The sequence below is a fragment of the Limnobacter thiooxidans genome (assembly GCF_036323495.1).
GTDB lineage: Bacteria > Pseudomonadota > Gammaproteobacteria > Burkholderiales > Burkholderiaceae_B > Limnobacter > Limnobacter thiooxidans.
The window spans coordinates 3,461,835-3,478,891 of record NZ_AP028947.1; the positions used below are offsets into that span (position 1 = coordinate 3,461,835).

Sequence of the window (17,057 nt, forward strand, 5' to 3'; positions counted from 1 at the left end):
ATGGTTATTTGCTAATAAAGCCCATCCCGTCCAAAGTCCACTCCCACTCCCCCAACACTCCCTTCACCAACATTTCAAGCACCCGCTCCACCACCGCCGCCTCACCCTTTAACAACAGCAAATCCGCCAGGCTTTTCTTGCACCATTCAATCACTTCCTCCGGGAATCCAAGCACAAGCAATTCTTCAAATGTTGTGGGACGCAGATCTTCTGGCAATTCAGCCAACGCTTGAATACATTTCGCAGGGCTGCGTATCGCATCACCTGAAACACCATCAACCAACTCGCTGCTTGAAAAATCCATAAGCAGGGATTGAACTGTGTATTCAATCGTTGAACTGCTGCTTCTGCAAAAGAACGTAGTAACCCCACCTGCGCTGCGGTCAGTTGCAAGCATGTTGGGCACGACATGCCGAACTGGCATATCTTGGTTGCGCTCATCAGCGCTGCGCAGCAGGGTCAGGCAGGCCGACGTTAGTGGCGTAACAAGCCCAAACCGAACAGCCAGTTCTGTGGCAGCTTCTTCAAACTCACCTGGCTTCAAACGTTCCTGATCCATCAAGCTGTCAAATCGCTGCATAGCCCACAGCTTGCTGACTGATTCGGCCAGCTCGGGTTCATCGAGCAAACGAAATGGAACGCTGGCAAGTTCTGACTTTGCCAGGCCGCTGCCGGCTCGCTTCTCGATGTGCATGGCCACACCAAATGCCGGTGCCTTTGAAGAAAACAGAACAGGGAATGAACACCCATCGAAACCGAATTCAGGTGCAACCTGGGTTTGTTCAATCAAGCCTTCACAATGCAGGCGTATACCGGTGAATGTAGCGGTTCGCAATGTTTTGAACAGGCGGGTCATGGCTGCTTCAATGTCGCAGTCTTGCTGAACAAATTCAACTGCACCACCCGTAGCGCGAGCCAGTGTAGACAACAAACTTTCCTGCGGATTGGCGCCAATCGCCAACACAAAAATTCGGTGTGTGGTTTCCATGGCGGCTTCCACCATTTCAACCAGGCCGTTCACTTCACCATCGGTAATCAACAACACGTCGGCCTTGCGCACGTTGGAAATTTTTGCAACAGCTGACAAGGCATCGGCCATTTCGGTGCCACCAAGATTCGCCTCGGTTTCATCAATCCAGCGGCCCAAACCTTGTCGCACCTGCGAGGTCACCAACGCGGTTGAATCCAGCAAATTCTCGCAGTGGTTACCAAACCGGGAAAAGGAGATTCTGTCGTTCATGCGAAGTTGCGGGATCAGGCACTTCAGCGCTGACTTGGCCGAACTCATTCGCCCCCCTTCCATGGACCCGCTGCAATCGAGCAACAACTTCAGTTGTACTCCCTGCGGGGAAAGCGATTCTTGCGGAAACATGCAATTCAGCATGCCCACATAAGCGCCAGGTAAATCGGGGCCAACTTGCGGGTTGTGAAACCAGAAGCCTGTTGGCCCCGCGCATTTGAGCTCATCAACATTCAACACAAAGTCGCGATCAAGAAAAGTATCGCCTGCCACTTCAATCAACATGCACTCAGGGGTCTGGCCAATTCGCAGCTTGTGACTTGGGCTGGAAATACGACCTTCCCGCGTTGAACCAGTCAGCTTCAATTCGGCTTTCAAGGTGTACTTGTGACTTTCTGATACCGCCACCGGGTGCTGCTCATGATCACCCGACAAGCTGTAGCTGTTGGGCAAACAGGTGGGCACCGCAATGCGTGCGCTGCCATGGGCAAGCTGCAAGAACTCGGCCGTTTGTAAATCTATATCGAGCTTCTCGCCTGGCATGATGTTGCCAATGCGCATGAAGTAACGCAGCTCGTCGTCTTGCTCAATCAGTATTGCGGAATCGCCATTGGCGACAGCGTCGGTGTAGTCCATTCTGGCCTGCTGCTTGGCTGACACCTCACAGGTGAACTGGCGGCTGCCGATACGCGCCGTTGCCGACACCAGCAAAGCCGTGGCACCCAAGGGGAAGTGGTACAGCAACTCGACTGGCTGCTTTTCCTTGTTCTGGAATTGCTGCGTGATGTTCCACAGCACGATGTTTTCAACAACCCGGCCCTTGAATGTGGCGCCGGTTAGAAAAAGATTGTCGGAAGACTGCTGAAGCACTGACGCAATTGTTGAAAACATGACTGGCCTGCCTTGAACACTGGGCAGCACAGGATGGGGTAGTGCAGGCTCACAGGATGAGCTTGTGGGACCTCTGTTTTGCGGAAGGTGCGGGCGCTCAGTTCTTTCGCATTGATCGATTGACCTTATGCTGGATAGCCTCACAACTAGTCATTATTTCGGCGAAATTCTGTTGATCAACCGCCAGAAGGCCATCTTCCAGCATGGCAGCGTAATCCTTTTCGAGCGCACTCAAGGACAGACCTTCCGGGATCAATTGCAGCTCACCAGTGGTTGACTTGAAATAGTCAATCTTCGCCCCGTTGGCATCTTTCTCTGAAAAGAAGATCGATTTGTGCGCAGCCACTTGCTGTGCCAAATCGTAGTCATTGACTGCTGCCTCCAAGTGCGTTGTTTTGGCTAAGGCCGCCAGGTCGTACCAATGGCGCGAGTACCTTTCACCTCGCAATCTTCCTTGCAAGCAGTAAACATATGCAGCGGTGGCCTTTTCCCAAAAGGTGCGTTCTGCTGCCATCACCAGCGGCGTTGCCGATGGAAATCCCAGTTCCTTGATGTACGGTGAAATGTCACAGACCACCGGGTGCCGTTGGTGAGGCTCGCCCGTCGCCCTGGCCCCAAACTCCAGTTGAATTACAGGGGCTGAATATCCAGTTCCTGTCTTGGTTGCAGGATAGGTGAGTAGGAGTTTGTCACAGTTATCGCCTGCGACGGTTAACTCGGCTTGCAAACCATCGGCTCCTAATGCATTTTGGAGAACGGGCCTTACAGTTTTTTCAATCCACTCGGGCAAGCGATTGCGCACCGCACTTGTAATCCTTTTCTCTTGGCTCGCTGTTGCGGGGATCGGGTTTCCATCCCGTAATAGATCAGGGACAAGTTCACGAATGTCGTAAGTAAGGTCAATGTCTTCCGAAAACCGGTCAATCACTTTGTACACCTTGGACAGCGATGTTCCGCCTTTGAAGGTTAGGTCATTGCCCAACCCTGAATCATAGATTGCCGCTAGGGTCCAGACCACCCAAATGTCTTTTTCGAGCAAATGAGCAGGTCGTCCACTTTGTCCAGATGCAACCTCAAGTGCTTCAGCCTGATCGGTTGGGCTGAGTTCAAACCATGACTCAGGCATTCTCGCTGGCCTCGCTCACTGCCCTCGCCATCCAACTGGGTAATACGGCTCGGGCTGTACGCATGGCTATCCATTCAGCTTCTGGCAGTTTGGTCTGCAACACCTTCAGTGCTGTTGTAGCCTGCTCAGGACCCAACCAGGACAAAGCCCGAATCGCCATACCGGCAGGGCGTCGACCAAGAACAAGTTGCCAGCGGTTACCGTGTTTCAGTTCGACCATTCGATTGCCCAGCTGTAACTTGCGTGAGCGGCCCGAGGTCAGAAACACCTCACGGGTGGGAACCTGGGTAGTCAAGCCGAGCACATTGGCCTCGGTAGCACCATTGGGAACAATCACTTCTCCATTGACCGCCGTAATGGCTTGCACGACCGATTCTGTCGAGGGTGGACGTGGGCCGAACCTGCTGGCCACGGGTGCGGCATACACCCCCCGCCCAACGCGCATCAATTTTCCTTCACGCGTCAAACGGGTAAAAGTTTGATCCACAGCGGCTCGAGAGCCAACATGCAGAAACTCCTTGGCCGAGAGCAAACCACCTTCGGGCAAGGATTGCGCAGCAGACAAAATGATTTCAGCAAGATGGCTCATGATTTAACTCCGTTTGTCAGAAGTATATACCTGTTTCTGACAAACTGTAAACATACTTGAAATTAAGGATGCTGAAAAACTAACTCCAAACATTCAAAATTGCAGTGGTTTTAGTTGGCAGATCAATCGGGATTTTCTTCCCAAGCATATTGACCCGCCTCATAAGTCAATATGCCCTCGGCTGCCTCAGTAGCCAATTGCACGCCATACGCACCATTGGGCAATTCGATGTTTTGCCACAAGCCTTCGCCTTGACGACGGGTCTGGAAGATCAGGACTCCCGAATCGCCTGTGGGTCCTTTGTTGATCAGCAAGTCCCCCTTGTTCAAGTGCTGATCTTTAGCGCATTCGGAAACCAGCAATGCACGCTGGCCATTCTCAATGGCTTGCACGGGCCAATAAAAAGCTTGTATGCCGCAACGATTTTGCTCGCATGCCAGTTTCGCATCATTGACCTGTACTGCATACACACAGCGCTCTGCAATATCGCCCACTTTCTGGCCAATAAAAAGTTGAGTGGGCTGCACATTCGGAAATGGTGTTACCGCGGCAACATCTTCGTCAACTGTTATGCTGCATGAAGCCAAGATCGAGAAAGCGCATACAAGAATGATCAAGGGTCGGAAATTTACTTGCATGTTTTGTCTCTCAAACACAATAAGGAATCCAGCAGCTTTGTGCAGTCTTGCAGATCGCTTCGCCTTGAATAAGGTGGATTGTTGGAATTGGTTACAGACCCAGTGGCTGTGCCTGAAAAATGTTCAATGTGCAGCATTGGATGCAGGCCCCTGCCCAAGTGTCCAATCTTCCCAATTTGCTGCCCCGCTTCCACAACGGCTCCAGTTCTCGGAATGTCATCTGGAGACACTTCACCGTAGCGAACCACACCCAGTGCTCCATGATCAATCGTGACCTGAAAGGTGCCCAAGTAGAAATCTCGAGACTCAAGCACTCGGCCATCCGCAATCGCCAATACCGGCGCACCCAGCGGAGCATACAAATCACAGCCAGCATGAACTCGTCCACCCGCCCTCTTGGAACCAAAATTTCTGGGGTTTTGTTTGTAGGAATACGTTGAAATCCAGTCCGGTACGGGCCAGTATTTGTTCATCACCCAATTCTCAAGAAAAAGAAACTGAGCCTAAAAGTGACCTTGGATGGTGTCAAAAATGAGTATGGGCCTGTCGGCATAACGAATCATCAAAAGAGGTGATTGATGCAAATCAGGCTGCCAAACAACACTACTCAATCTGTTTTGACTAAACGTGGCAGCAAGCTTTCAACCACCGGCTGAAACGTTTTTGTGTGGCGACAGAGCCGTAAAGTGAAACAGCCCGCTTCAATTTGGCTAGATCGAGGCTTGGCAGTTTTCGCTCCGCCATCTGAAGCACCTGGTTTTTGTCCTCCGCCAATTCGTCAAGATTGTTGATGGCGTCAACAAGTAAGAATTCTGGCGTGAGCTTCTTCGGAAACCTGGGTTTGACCCGGAAATCGAATTGGCGATTTCCAAACGAAAACAAGCCATGTCGCTTGTGGTTATACACAAGGGTTTTGTTGTAAAGCTGCGATGTTCCCAAGCCCAGCGTGTTATAGCTTGATGGAGAAAAAACCAGAAAGTCCTTGTCGCGCAGGAATACGGCAACCAACTCTTGATCGTCCGGTGGCAACAGGCCAAAGACCGATTTCTTGGGCACATAGTAAAGCCCTTGTGCCAATCGCTTCAATTCCCCACCAGAAACCAGCTCACTTAAGTGCCTATCAACTGAATTGGAAACTTTGGCCAAGTCCTCTCGGCGATACACCTTCCCTGCGCGCAGCATTTTCGCAACCTGACCCAAAGCACTAGGCCTTGTTAACATTGATGCGCCTGCGAGACAACGGGGTCAAATTGGGCTTGCAACCTACCTCTCCGATTAACAACGAATACTCTGCGACCCACGAGAAAAATTCCGACAATTTCAATTACAGTCACCGTTTCTTGAAGACCAAAAATCACACATGAAAACACCAAGTGGACAATAAAAAAAGAAGATGTAACTAAACCGATCTTCCTTAAACTTTCTTCTTGAGCGATCAAGCACCGCCACCTACCTTTGCGACAATCACGAAGATCGCTAACGTAATGCAAAACAGGTGCAGGTAACCCAGCACGCCGTACACGAAAAATCTGCAAGCAATGTTGAACCCTGAGGGCACTTGCTTGTGCATGTCCCCGAATCCTCGAACTCTTCGAAACCATGGAATAGAAATTGCCGTAGAGAACAACAAAGTTCGAATCCAGCTTGACGGAAAATATCGATATGCAACTGACTCAAACTCACTAAAATGCGGCGGGCGTACGTACTGATCAATCACAGACTGCGGGGTAAGCCAGGTAAGCAAAGTCATGCTCACAATCAGCAGCACTGGAATAATCAAGATGCTGAAACCCATCATCCAGACAATGGCATCTACTATCGCAACCATCGCAAGCTGTTCCATCCATTTGTATTTACGGTAGATACCCCAATTTGATACCCAGTGCGATTAGCGCCATTGCAGTAAAACAAAAAACTGAATACCCAAAAATGCAGTAGACATAGATTCGAGAGGCCACGTTGAACCACATGGGAACTTGCTTGTGTATGTCACCAAACTTTCGAATTCGACGAGCGACGGGTATCGCAATTGCCACACTGAACAAGTTGGTACGAATCAAGCTGCTTGGAAAGTAACGATAAGCGATCGATTCAATTTCACTGAAGTAAGGTGGACACACATAACGGTCGATTACCGATTTCGGCGTTATCCACGTCAAGAGTATCCAACTGATTGGAAACAAAACGACCATGAGCAATATGTTGATGATCAATAAGAGTGCAAATGTATCCATATTTGTTTTGTAATCTCACTGCTGCACCGTGGCTGTAATCACCAACATCACAAAAACGCAGACCCAGAACAGGCAGTAGCCCCACGCAACATAGATATACAACCGGCTCACTATGTTGAACCACTTGGGTACTTGTTTGTGAATGTCGCCGAACTGGCGAATCTTGCAAAAAAATGGAATTGCAATCGCCATGCTGAATAGCATTGTCCGAATATAGCTTGACGGAAAATGGCGATAAGCAACAGATTCGAATTTGCTGAAATGTGGCGGCTTGACGTACTGTTCAATCACCGACTTGGGCATGATCCAGGTCAAGAACAAAGTAGTAGCTGGAAGGCCGATTCCAATCACGACACCGCTGATCGCGAAGATAAAAAAGAATGTGTCTTTCATCGGCACATCCGTCCGATGCCAGTTGCTGATACCAAATCAACCTGGTTCAGATTTTGGTCATACATCACCTTGCGAATTCGGGTTATACAACAGTAGGATTCATTCACAGAATGGTATCGGGGGCATGTGAAGTAAAATCGAATAGGTACCAATCGCTGAAACAACCCATTACTCAAAGTACTTTCCAAAAGTCAAAAGGAAACCCACAAGACACCAAAACAGCACCATGTGGCCAAGAACGCCATACACAAACAAGCGACACGCGATATTGAACCCGCGCGGTACCTCTTTGTGCATGGGTCCAAATTTTCTGACTCGTCTAAAAATCGGTACTGAAATGGCCAAGGAAAAAAGAAGTGTCCGAATCCAGCTACTCGGAAAGTAACGATAGGCAACTGACTCAAACTCACTGAAATGCGGTGGACACACGTACCGATCAATCACACTTTGGGGCGTTAGCCACGTGAGTAAAGTCAGACTCAGCGGCAACAACACCGGAATGATCAACATGCTGAACCCAATGATCCAAACGATCATTTCAATTAGCTGCATAATTGACCTATTCCAGATGCACTAACCAAGTCCACGGAATTACCGTATTGGTCATAAATCTTTTTACCGAGGACTTTGCCGGCCTCTTGTGCAAAGTAGCCACCCGCGGCAGATGCTACCAATGCGACTCCCCATCCTACTGGCCCGGAGGCAAGCACTAAACCTACTGCAATACTTCCTGCCAAACCCCCGCCTAGGCCACCCGCCAAACCTATGCCATCAACCCACAACACCTCATTTTTCTTCTTGATATCCTGCGTCGAACCAATCTTCCCGCACGTCCCCGCCACCCCGAACCCGGTCAGAAGCACGCTTCCACGTTTCGCAAAGCTGCTCAACTTCGCCATGCGTTCTGCGTGCTTAACGAACACGGGTGAAGGGTTCACGCCAACGGCGCGGTTTTGGTACAGCACGTTGAATGCGTTTTGCCCGCCGTGCATGTGGCGGCCCATCCAACCCAACTTTTTCAGGTGGTTGTTCAATACGTCCTGCTGGCGCAACTGGTATTGGCGAACACTCAACTTGCCCGCAAGCCGTTCGGTGTTCAACTGCTGCAATTGCCCAATCACTGCACGGTTTTGAACGCCACTGAGGTAACCCAGCACACCCAGGCCAGTTCCTGCAAAGTCGGTGACATGCTGGGTGTCGTTGCTCAACCTGGCCAGAAATTCATACACGCCGCGCTCGGCCGGGTCGGCCGGTACGAAGCTGCGCGCCGTGTCCACCAAGGCGAATTCACCCCCACCGTTCACCACTTGGCGAATGCGGGCTTTCACAACAGTGGGGTTCATGCACAGAATGGTGTCGGGGTCATGGGAAATGAAATCGAGCGTGCGTGGGGCTTGGCTGCCCAAGGCCATGCGCGGGTTTTTCACCGTGGGGTTCAGCGCAAGCAGGTAGTCCAGCAAGGTGGAGAAAATCGGTTCCTGCCCTGGCACAATGCCATAGCTGTGGGCAATGACATCAACAAGTGAATGTTGGGGCTGGGGAATGTAAAACGCGGGCTTGGTCAGCGACAGTTTGCCAAAGCTGGAATTGAACATGGACAGAATCGGAAGTTGAGCAACCCGACATTCAATCCCTGGGCAGAATTACTGTCAAAAAACGTGGTTTTGTGTCGCTAGAAGTAGGTAGCTACTGGCATCGCTAGCTTGAGCTGAATTCCGTGATGGTTCAAATCACCGCAGTGCTGTACGCAAAACCGAGCAAGAAAGAGACTCAACGAACGTTAAGGTGGGGAGAAACTGATGGTGCGGCTGGCGGGGATCGAACCCACGACCCTTGGCTTCGGAGGCCAATACTCTATCCACTGAGCTACAGCCGCACAAGAAGGCGTTAGTGTACACCAGCGCCGGTATCTAGGATACTCACCCCATGTCACGCCAATCCCTCACAAATCAAAAATGAAATTCGCACCAATCCTTCGCTCCAAAGCCCTGCTTATTCCGCTGGCGGCAATCACTTTTATCTACTTGTTCGCCTGGGCCGGGCTTCCGCGGCTGGTTCACTGGCAAGCCGAAAAGCAGGTGCTGGAACGTTCAGGCCATGTGCTGGCCATGGAATTGCCAGAATTCAACCCGTTTGCACTAACTCTTCGCATCCCCAAGCTGAGCCTGACCACCCCGGAGGGCGAGCAGCTTGTTGCTTTCGAGCACCTGTTTGTGAATGTGTCGGGCACCGACCTGTTCACGGGCTTGATTGCGCTGGACCAGATCGACCTGAAAAACCTGAACCTGAATGTGGCACTGCTGCCGGAAGGCAAGCACAACTTCAGCGCCCTGCTGGACGCCTTTAAAACAGACGAACCCGAAGACCCCAACAGCGAGCCACCTGCCTTTTTGCTCAGCCACCTGTTGATCACCGATGCGGTGGTCGACTTTCAGGACCGCCGCAAACCCGATGGCCTGAAAACCCGGTTCGAGCCGCTGAACCTTGAATTGCACGACCTGGCCACCCGCTCTGAAAACAATGGCGACTTTGTGCTGGATGCCGTCACAGGGCTGGACGCGGCATTGAAGCTGCGCACAAAAATCAACCTGGCCGACCCATCTGCTGCCGGTGAGTTTTCACTGACCGGCTTGAACATTGCCAAGCTGGAGCCGCTGCTCAAGCCCCTGTTGCCCACAGCCCCGCCTGCGGGCACAGCCGACCTGGCCCTGAACTTTGATGTGAATTTGAAAGACGCCAGCGACACCACGCCGCCGAAAATTTTCGTCAACAACATCAACGCGGAAGTGCGCGATTTCAACATTCAGGCCAAGCCCAAGGGCGCATCGGCCAGCGCGCAGTTTCAAAAGCTGAAAATCAACAATGGCAATTTCGACCTTCAAGCCAACAAGGCTGAGCTTGCCAGCATTGCACTGGCTGGGCTGCAACTGAACCACGGCAACAAGGCCAAGGCCATTGCATTGAATGCCATTGAGGTGGGGCCGATTACAGTGGACCTGGGTGAACAACATGCGGAAATTCAGGCTGCAACGCTGAAAGGCGGGCAGGTGAATGTGAGGCGCAATGCCGCAGGCGAACTGGACTTGATGGCCGCGATCAACGACTGGATTCCACCTGCCAAAGGCAATGACAATACAGACAAGCCCACCGAGGCTGCCAAGCCTTTCACCTACGCGGTGAACACTGTTTCAATTGCCGGCGTGAACGCAGCGTTGGTAGATGAAACCACCAAGCCCGCCTTGAACATTGGCATAACCAACATCGGCATTGAAACCAGTGGGGTAACGCAAGACCTGTCCAAGCCCCTGCCCCTGAAAGCCGGCCTGGCCCTGCAAAGCGGCGGCACCGTTGCGGTGAACGGCACACTGACCCCGGCCACTGCTGCCGCGCAATTCAATGTGGACATCAATGCATTGGCATTGAAACCGGTACAGCCTTTCCTCAGCCAGTTCGTGAAACTGGACCTGGCCAGCGGCACAATTTCCAGCAAGGGTAAGGCCACCTACAACGCGCAGCAGCAGGGCTACGCCGGCAGCTTTACAGTGGCGGGCCTGCGCCTGAACGAGGCTGGCAACAACAAGCCCTTCCTTCAGTTCAAGCGCCTGTTTACCCCGGCCCTGAATGTGAATGCCAAGGGCCTGAACATTCAGCGCCTGACACTGGATGGGCTGGACACCGCGGTGTTGATCGCCAAAGACAAATCGACCAACATCAGCCGCATTCTGGTCAACAATGCTGCCCCCCAAGGCAATGCAAAGCCCACCGCTGATCAAAAAGCCAAACCCGCAAATGCCAAACCCACCCCGGCAGCCACCGATGCCGCACCCGCATTTGCGGTGAACATTGACCGCTTTGCCATTGCCAACAGTGAAATGGACTTTGCCGATGAGTCCCTGTTCATTCCCTTCGGCACCCGCATTCACAGCCTGGAAGGTGTGGTGAACGGCTTGTCCACCAAGCCCGGCACACGTGGTGAACTGGCCCTGAAAGGTGCCGTCGATGAATTTGGCGAGGCCAATGCACAAGGCGCGCTGAACCTGCTCGACCCCACGGCTTACATGGACATTGCCGTGAAATTCAGCAACGTGGAAATGAAAAACCTGACCGCCTATTCAGGCACTTTTGCCAACCGCAAAATTGAATCAGGCAAGTTGTCGATGGACCTAAACTACCAGATTGAAAACCAGCAGTTGAACAGCACCAACAAGGTGATCATCGACAAGCTGACCTTGGGCGAACGGGTAGCAAGCCCACAGGGCCGTGACCTGCCACTTGAGCTGGCCATCGCCATTCTGGAAGACAGCAACGGCCGCATTGAATTGGGCCTGCCCATCACCGGCAATTTGAACGACCCTGAATTCAGCTATGGGGCCATTGTGTGGAAAGCAATTGGCAATGTGTTGACCAAGATTGTCACCGCCCCTTTCCGCGCGCTGGGTGCCCTATTTGGCGGGTCTGAAGAAGACTTGGGCAACGTCACCTTCACCGCCGGGGCCAACACCTTGAGCCCCTCGCAAAAAGAAGGTTTGAAAAAGCTGGGCGAGGCCTTGGGCACACGCCCCAACCTGGCGGTGACCGTGCAAGGCACTTGGGCCCCTGAAGACAAAACTGCGCTTCAAAATGTGCAAATGCGCCGCGCGGTGGCCACCCAGGCAGGCGAGAAATTGCAGCCAGGTGAAGACCCCGGCCCACTGGCCTTGAACAGCGAAGCAGGCCAGAAAGCCATTGAAGCGCTGTTTGAAAAACGCTTCAGCGCCGGTGAGCTGGCTTCGCTGAAAACCGGCTTCAGGCAAGCCAACCCGGGCCAGTTGCAACAAGGTACGGCGGGCAAGGCACTGGGGCAAATTACCAACCTGTTCAAGGACACCCGCGAATTGGGCAGCAGCGAAATCAACGCACTGAAAGGCAAGAACTTCCACGCCGTGCTGGCTCAGAAACTGCAAGATGCAGAAACGGTGAGCACCGCGCAATTGCAGGCGCTAGCCACGCAGCGGCAAGTGCAAATCAGTGCGGGTTTGGCGGCGGCCGGCATTGCCGCTGAACGCCTGAAAGTGGGTACGCCGAAAGAAACCAAGGCGGCCGAAGACAAAACCGTACCGATTGAACTGGATGTGGCGGTGAACAAGTAACTAAACCCCAAACCCCGCCTTGCTGGCCAAGACCTGCCGGGTCACCCGGATGAATTCCCGGGTTTTGGCTGGCATGGGGTTGGCATACGGGCACACGGCAAAAATGTCGGCCGGTGCACCGGCCCAGTCGGGCAGCACCCGCACCAGCGCGCCGGTTTTCAGTTCCTGTTGAATGTCCCACTCGGAGCGCAGCAGCACGCCCTTGCCTTCGAGCGCCCATTGCACCGCCACTTCCCCGTCATTCGAGCTGACCGGCCCGTGCACTTTCACCGTGGTTTCCTGCCGCCCGTTGCGCAGCGGCCAGTTGTTGAAGGTGTGATTTTCCTGCCGTATCACCAGGCAATCGTGCCGGGTCAGGTCAGCGGGGCTTTCCAACACACCAGCCCGCGCCAAGTAAGCCGGTGCAGCACACAGCACGCGCCGGTTGCTGGCCAGTTTTTGCGCAATCAGGCGCTGGTCGGGTGGTTCGCCAAAGCGCACCGACAAATCAAAGCCGCCTTCGATCAGGTCAATGGGGTGGTCGGTCAGTTCAAGAATCACTTCCACCTGTGCAAACTCGGCCTGGTAGGCGGACACCACGCCCGCCACGTGCTTGCGCCCAAAACCCAGGCTGGCGTTGACCCGCAACAACCCGCGCGGGGTGTCTTGCCCGGCCCGCAGGGTGGCCTCCAGCGCATCGATCTGCCGCAAAATCTGCGCGCCTTCGGCCAGGTAACGTTCACCTTCGGCGCTTAGCCCAACGCGCCGGGTGCTTCGGTGCAGCAGGCGCACACCCAGGCGTTTTTCAAGTGCGGCCAGCCGGCGGCTGACAGCGGGCGGTGTTACATCAAAGGCCACTGCGGCGCTGGCCAGGCTGTCATGGCGCACCAGTTCGCTGAAAAAAGCCAGGTCAGACAACTGCTTCAAAGGGCACACTCCATTCGTGCGTTTTTCTTAATAATATTTTAAATACTGCAGCATTGTAGATATTTTTAGAATCAATACACTTTGCCCTTCCACATCAAACAGCACACCACCCCATGGAATGGCCCGCACTGACAGATTTACTCCTTGTGTTGTCCTTGGGCGCGGCCTTGGGGTTTTTCGGTGGCCTGTTTGGTATTGGGGGCGGCATTATTGCGGTCCCCCTTTTTATTCTCGGCTTTGGCATGGACCAGGCCCTGGCCCAAGGCACAGCCCTTGTGCTGATGGTGCCCAATTTGCTGATTGGCTGGTGGCGTTACAACCAGCACCACAAACTGCCCTGGCTTGCTGTGGCAGCGATTGGCATTACCGCCACCCTGACTACGTGGCTAACCGCCAAAATGGCCGTGCAGCTGGACCAGGATGTGCTGCACTGGATCTTCAACCTGTTCATTCTGGCCGTGGGCGTGCGCATGCTGTTGCTGCGCAAAAACCCTTCTGAAAACGCAAGCAGTTCCGACCAACCCCGCACCGCCGCCATGCCGATTGTGGGTGTACTGGGCGGCACCAGCATGGGCCTGTTGGGGATGGGGGGTGGTTTGGTGGCCACACCCTTGCTGACCACCGTATTCAAGCACACGCAAACCACGGCGCAGGCACTTTCACTGGCGCTGGTGGCACCCAGTTCGGTCATGGCACTGACCACTTACGCCACAGCCCACCGGGTTGACTGGAACCTGGGCCTGCCACTGGCCTTTGGCGGTTTGTTCACCGTGTCAGCCGGTGTTGCAGTGGCGCATTACCTGCCCGAAAAAGCGCTGCGCCGAAGCTTTGCCATGGTGATGATCGTGGCGGCATTCTGGCTGATCGTTCAATCGCTGCACACGCATTAAGCTTTTCCGGTAAGAATAGGGGTTGGTGCAATTTTCTCCATTGGGTCAATGAAGCTGGCTGTCCTGTTCCGTTTTGTGTTGTTCGCCACAGTGTTGGGGCTGGGCTCCAATGTGTGGATGAGTTATCGCGCGGACCAGTTGCAGGAATCGCAAGCGAAGCTGCTGACCATGCGGCTGGATGCAGTGAATGCACTGCGGCTGCTTCAATCCGAATTCGATGCCCTGCAAACCCTGGTGGCAGCTTTTGTGGTCAGCAAGAACAGCCTGCACCTGGTGAATTATTACGAACTGCTGGATGCGCATGCGGGCGCACGCCAATACGCCACGCCTGTTGACAATGTGTACTGGAGCAACCTGATTGCAGGCAACATTGAGGCGGTACCGCTGCTACCGGGCCAGGGTGAAACAATTGAAAGTCGACTGATGGTGCCTGAACGGCTGGCGCCGGAAATTGGCAACGACCAGCAAAGTTCGGTAGATACCATTTTGCGCTTGAGTAAGCAGTTGCGGGAACGCGAACAAATTGTGTTTGCCCTCACCCAGGGGCTTTATGACCCGGTGCTGAAAAAATACGTGTCGGAAGCAGAACCCCGCGATGACCTGGCCATCCAGATGCTGTTCTCGGAAGAGTACCTGGGCCTTAGCAATGCAATTCGTGCGCAAATTCAGGGGCGAATCGGTGCAGTGGAACGCGGCTTTCAAACCGTGATTGCGCAGCAAGCCGAGAATATGAAAACCACGGCAAAAATCGATTTTTACCTGGGTCTGTTGGTGGCGCTGCTGGCCTTGGTGGGTTTGGCAGTGTTGCAGCGCTTTGTGGTTGCGCCACTGCGTGAATTGAACACCGTGAGCAAACAGATTGCCTTGGGCAACTACAAGACCAACCTGCCCACACCTCGGTTTGTGACCGAAATGGTCAACCTGATCAAGGGTTTCGCCCTCATGATTGGCGCGTTTCGCCGGGAACTTGAACAAACCGAGGCCGCGCAAAATGCCCAACTGGCTGCGCTGGAAGCGAAAATGGGCCGCGAACGGGCTGAAGCCCAGGCCGAGGCGCGGGGTATGCTGCTGGCCAACATGAGCCATGAAATCCGCACACCGATGAATGCCATTCTGGGCATGACCGCGCTGACCTTGAAGTCAAACCTGCCCGAGCAGGAACGTGGTTACCTGCTCAAGGTGCAAGACGCGGCCAAGTCACTGCTCAGCCTGCTGAACGATATTCTCGACTTTTCCAAAGCCGAAGCCGGCATGGTGGAATTTGAGCGCATTCCTTTCACACTGGATGAGGTGCTGGCAAGCTCCTTTCTGGCAGTGCAAAGCCAGGCGGCAGGCCGCAAGCTGTTGCTGTTGAATGAGGTGGCACCCGGCTATTCAAGCCAACTGGGTCAGCGCCTGGTGGGCGACCCGTCGCGTTTGCGGCAGGTGCTGAGCAACCTGCTGAGCAATGCAGTCAAGTTCACGGAAAGAGGGTCCGTGCGCGTTCATTCCACGCTGAAGACCCTATCGGACAGCACGCTGGAATTGCGCATTGAAGTGCACGACAGCGGCCCCGGTTTGAGCAAGGCCCAAGTGGATCGGATTTTCGAGAAATTTGCGCAAGGTGACACCAGCGTAAGCCGGATGTACGGGGGCACAGGCCTGGGCTTGAGCATTGCCCGCGAACTGGTTAACCGAATGGGCGGGGAAATTTCAGTGGAAAGCACGCCGGGCAAGGGCAGCTGTTTCTGGTTTTCCGTGCCGCTTGCCTATGAACACGATGTGTTGCTGGAACCCCTGCCACTGGGTCGACAAAATGCCGTGTTGTTGCACCAACCCGGCGAGGTGGCGCAATGCCTGTTGTCCGTATTGGGCGCAACCGGGCTACAAATTCGACACGTCAGCACTCTGGGGGGGTTGTTGCAAGCCCTGGCCAGTGCGCCTGTAAATTGGCTGCTGGTTCAATCTGACCTGCTGGAAGCCAATGCACCGCTGCCCGATGAACTGCTGAACGTTCTCAACCGCCCTGCCCCGGGCCTTGTGGCGATTGACCGTGACTTTTTGTCAGCCGACAGTGCCCTGCTCGCAGCCTTGCCCATGGAACTGGGCAAACGCCTGCTGCACCTTGCACACCCGGTGCTGTCGCAAGACTTGATCAACGCACCCCGCCGCCATGAAACACGGCCAAGCCCGGCTGACCCGGAGCAACTGGCCGCGGCCCACCTGCGGGGCAAAAAAATTCTGGTACTGGAAGACCACCCGGTGAACCAGGTGCTGATTCGTTCGCTGCTGGAATTGGTTCACATGGAAGTGACGCTGTGTGGGCAAGGCCAACAGGCCGTGGCCCTGCTGGACCGGGACGATTGCATGGAATTCGACGCCATCATCACCGACCTTGAAATGCCCGTGATGGACGGATATGAATTCATGGTGTGGTTAAGGGACCAAACCCGGTGGATGGAAACGCCTGTCATTGGTTTAACCGGCCATGCCTTTTCTGAAACACGCATGCGCTGCCTTGAACTGGGCATGGATGATTTCATCACCAAGCCAATCGAGCCCCATGTGCTGTACAACGCCCTGTTGCAGCTGCTGGGTGCGGACAAGCAGCCCACACCGGCGAACTACGGCAACATGCCGGCCTTGCCCAACCTGTTTTTGGCCCATTGCGCCGATCTGCCTGCGAAACTGGGCGAGTGCCTGGCCAGCGAGAATGTGGATGCCTTTGTACGCGAAATACATTCCATGGTCAGCCTGCTGGCTTTGCTGGATGAACAGGCACTTCACCGGCAGTTCCGCGAATTCGAGCAGGGTTTGCGCAGCGGCAGCCTGAAAGCCCCTTCGGTACTGGATGAAATCGCGCTGATGTGGCCAGGGCTGGTACACCGCTACCTGCAACAGGCCAAGTCCACTACCCCGGTTTAGGTGAAACCAACCCCCCGACTGGGTGAACCTCCCCGAAGTCGGTGAACCCTCACCTATGCGATGCCAATTGCCGCAACACTATTGCACAATGGTTTCACTAGAAACGGCCAGGCACAG

The 17,057-nt window shown here is 53.9% G+C and carries 13 protein-coding genes and 1 tRNA gene; 3 read left to right on the forward strand and 11 right to left on the reverse strand.

Annotated features, from left to right (window positions below; all coding sequences use genetic code 11):
• Positions 1 to 4: 4 nt before the first annotated feature.
• From RGQ30_RS15775 to RGQ30_RS15820, 10 genes are all read right to left on the reverse strand, one after another.
• The gene (locus RGQ30_RS15775) at positions 5 to 2,131 is read right to left on the reverse strand and encodes a VIT and vWA domain-containing protein (protein ID WP_130557312.1); all 2,127 of its coding nucleotides are present in this window, start codon (positions 2,129 to 2,131) and stop codon (positions 5 to 7) included.
• A gap of 97 nt (positions 2,132 to 2,228) precedes the next feature.
• Positions 2,229 to 3,257: a nucleotidyl transferase AbiEii/AbiGii toxin family protein gene (locus RGQ30_RS15780; protein WP_130557311.1), complete on the reverse strand. Its 1,029-nt coding sequence runs from the start codon at positions 3,255 to 3,257 to the stop codon at positions 2,229 to 2,231.
• Positions 3,250 to 3,846: a DUF6088 family protein gene (locus tag RGQ30_RS15785; protein WP_130557310.1), complete on the reverse strand. Its 597-nt coding sequence runs from the start codon at positions 3,844 to 3,846 to the stop codon at positions 3,250 to 3,252. Before RGQ30_RS15785 ends, RGQ30_RS15780 begins: the two co-directional genes overlap by 8 nt.
• A gap of 122 nt (positions 3,847 to 3,968) precedes the next feature.
• On the reverse strand, positions 3,969 to 4,484 hold the full coding sequence (locus RGQ30_RS15790; RefSeq protein WP_130557309.1) for a hypothetical protein: 516 nt from the start codon (positions 4,482 to 4,484) through the stop codon (positions 3,969 to 3,971).
• Entirely contained in the window at positions 4,475 to 4,957 is a 483-nt protein-coding gene (locus tag RGQ30_RS15795; RefSeq protein ID WP_130557308.1) for a M23 family metallopeptidase, read from the reverse strand. Before RGQ30_RS15795 ends, RGQ30_RS15790 begins: the two co-directional genes overlap by 10 nt.
• Positions 4,958 to 5,105: 148 nt before the next feature.
• Positions 5,106 to 5,705: a DUF6088 family protein gene (locus tag RGQ30_RS15800; protein ID WP_338284575.1), complete on the reverse strand. Its 600-nt coding sequence runs from the start codon at positions 5,703 to 5,705 to the stop codon at positions 5,106 to 5,108.
• Positions 5,706 to 5,919: 214 nt separating this feature from the next.
• Positions 5,920 to 6,327 (reverse strand): hypothetical protein, encoded by a 408-nt coding sequence (locus tag RGQ30_RS15805; RefSeq protein WP_130557307.1) that lies wholly within the window; start codon positions 6,325 to 6,327, stop codon positions 5,920 to 5,922.
• Between the two features lie 406 nt (positions 6,328 to 6,733).
• Positions 6,734 to 7,117, reverse strand: coding sequence for a hypothetical protein (locus RGQ30_RS15810; protein ID WP_130557306.1), 384 nt, complete (start codon positions 7,115 to 7,117; stop codon positions 6,734 to 6,736).
• A 536-nt stretch (positions 7,118 to 7,653) separates the two neighbouring features.
• Positions 7,654 to 8,706 carry a hypothetical protein gene (locus RGQ30_RS15815; RefSeq protein WP_130557305.1) on the reverse strand — a complete coding sequence of 351 codons (1,053 nt, stop codon included), beginning with the start codon at positions 8,704 to 8,706 and terminating at the stop codon, positions 7,654 to 7,656.
• Between the two features lie 205 nt (positions 8,707 to 8,911).
• Positions 8,912 to 8,987: transfer RNA gene (locus tag RGQ30_RS15820), tRNA-Arg, on the reverse strand.
• 79 nt (positions 8,988 to 9,066) lie between these two features.
• On the opposite strand from RGQ30_RS15820, the gene RGQ30_RS15825 reads away from it, so the two are divergent.
• A complete protein-coding gene (locus RGQ30_RS15825; protein ID WP_130557304.1) occupies positions 9,067 to 12,240 on the forward strand; it encodes a DUF748 domain-containing protein in 3,174 nt (1,057 codons plus the stop codon).
• On the opposite strand, the gene RGQ30_RS15830 is transcribed toward RGQ30_RS15825, so the two are convergent.
• A complete protein-coding gene (locus RGQ30_RS15830) occupies positions 12,241 to 13,155 on the reverse strand; it encodes a LysR family transcriptional regulator (protein ID WP_420915147.1) in 915 nt (304 codons plus the stop codon).
• Positions 13,156 to 13,259: 104 nt separating this feature from the next.
• Between RGQ30_RS15830 and RGQ30_RS15835 the strand changes: the two genes are divergently transcribed.
• A complete protein-coding gene (locus RGQ30_RS15835) occupies positions 13,260 to 14,036 on the forward strand; it encodes a sulfite exporter TauE/SafE family protein (RefSeq protein WP_130557302.1) in 777 nt (258 codons plus the stop codon).
• A gap of 48 nt (positions 14,037 to 14,084) precedes the next feature.
• The gene (locus tag RGQ30_RS15840; RefSeq protein WP_130557301.1) at positions 14,085 to 16,940 is read left to right on the forward strand and encodes a hybrid sensor histidine kinase/response regulator; all 2,856 of its coding nucleotides are present in this window, start codon (positions 14,085 to 14,087) and stop codon (positions 16,938 to 16,940) included.
• The last annotated feature ends 117 nt before the right edge of the window (positions 16,941 to 17,057 follow it).

Excerpts from the sequence above, each read along its gene's own strand:
- RGQ30_RS15815 (WP_130557305.1), bottom strand. The coding sequence starts at position 8,706 with ATGTTCAATTCCAGCTTTGGCAAACTGTCGCTGACCAAGCCCGCGTTT.
- RGQ30_RS15785 (WP_130557310.1), bottom strand. The coding sequence starts at position 3,846 with ATGAGCCATCTTGCTGAAATCATTTTGTCTGCTGCGCAATCCTTGCCC.
- RGQ30_RS15835 (WP_130557302.1), top strand. The coding sequence starts at position 13,260 with ATGGAATGGCCCGCACTGACAGATTTACTCCTTGTGTTGTCCTTGGGC.
- RGQ30_RS15840 (WP_130557301.1), top strand. The coding sequence starts at position 14,085 with ATGAAGCTGGCTGTCCTGTTCCGTTTTGTGTTGTTCGCCACAGTGTTG.
- RGQ30_RS15800 (WP_338284575.1), bottom strand. The coding sequence starts at position 5,705 with ATGTTAACAAGGCCTAGTGCTTTGGGTCAGGTTGCGAAAATGCTGCGC.
- RGQ30_RS15825 (WP_130557304.1), top strand. The coding sequence starts at position 9,067 with ATGAAATTCGCACCAATCCTTCGCTCCAAAGCCCTGCTTATTCCGCTG.
- RGQ30_RS15805 (WP_130557307.1), bottom strand. The coding sequence starts at position 6,327 with ATGGAACAGCTTGCGATGGTTGCGATAGTAGATGCCATTGTCTGGATG.
- RGQ30_RS15780 (WP_130557311.1), bottom strand. The coding sequence starts at position 3,257 with ATGCCTGAGTCATGGTTTGAACTCAGCCCAACCGATCAGGCTGAAGCA.
- RGQ30_RS15795 (WP_130557308.1), bottom strand. The coding sequence starts at position 4,957 with ATGAACAAATACTGGCCCGTACCGGACTGGATTTCAACGTATTCCTAC.
- RGQ30_RS15775 (WP_130557312.1), bottom strand. The coding sequence starts at position 2,131 with ATGTTTTCAACAATTGCGTCAGTGCTTCAGCAGTCTTCCGACAATCTT.
- RGQ30_RS15790 (WP_130557309.1), bottom strand. The coding sequence starts at position 4,484 with ATGCAAGTAAATTTCCGACCCTTGATCATTCTTGTATGCGCTTTCTCG.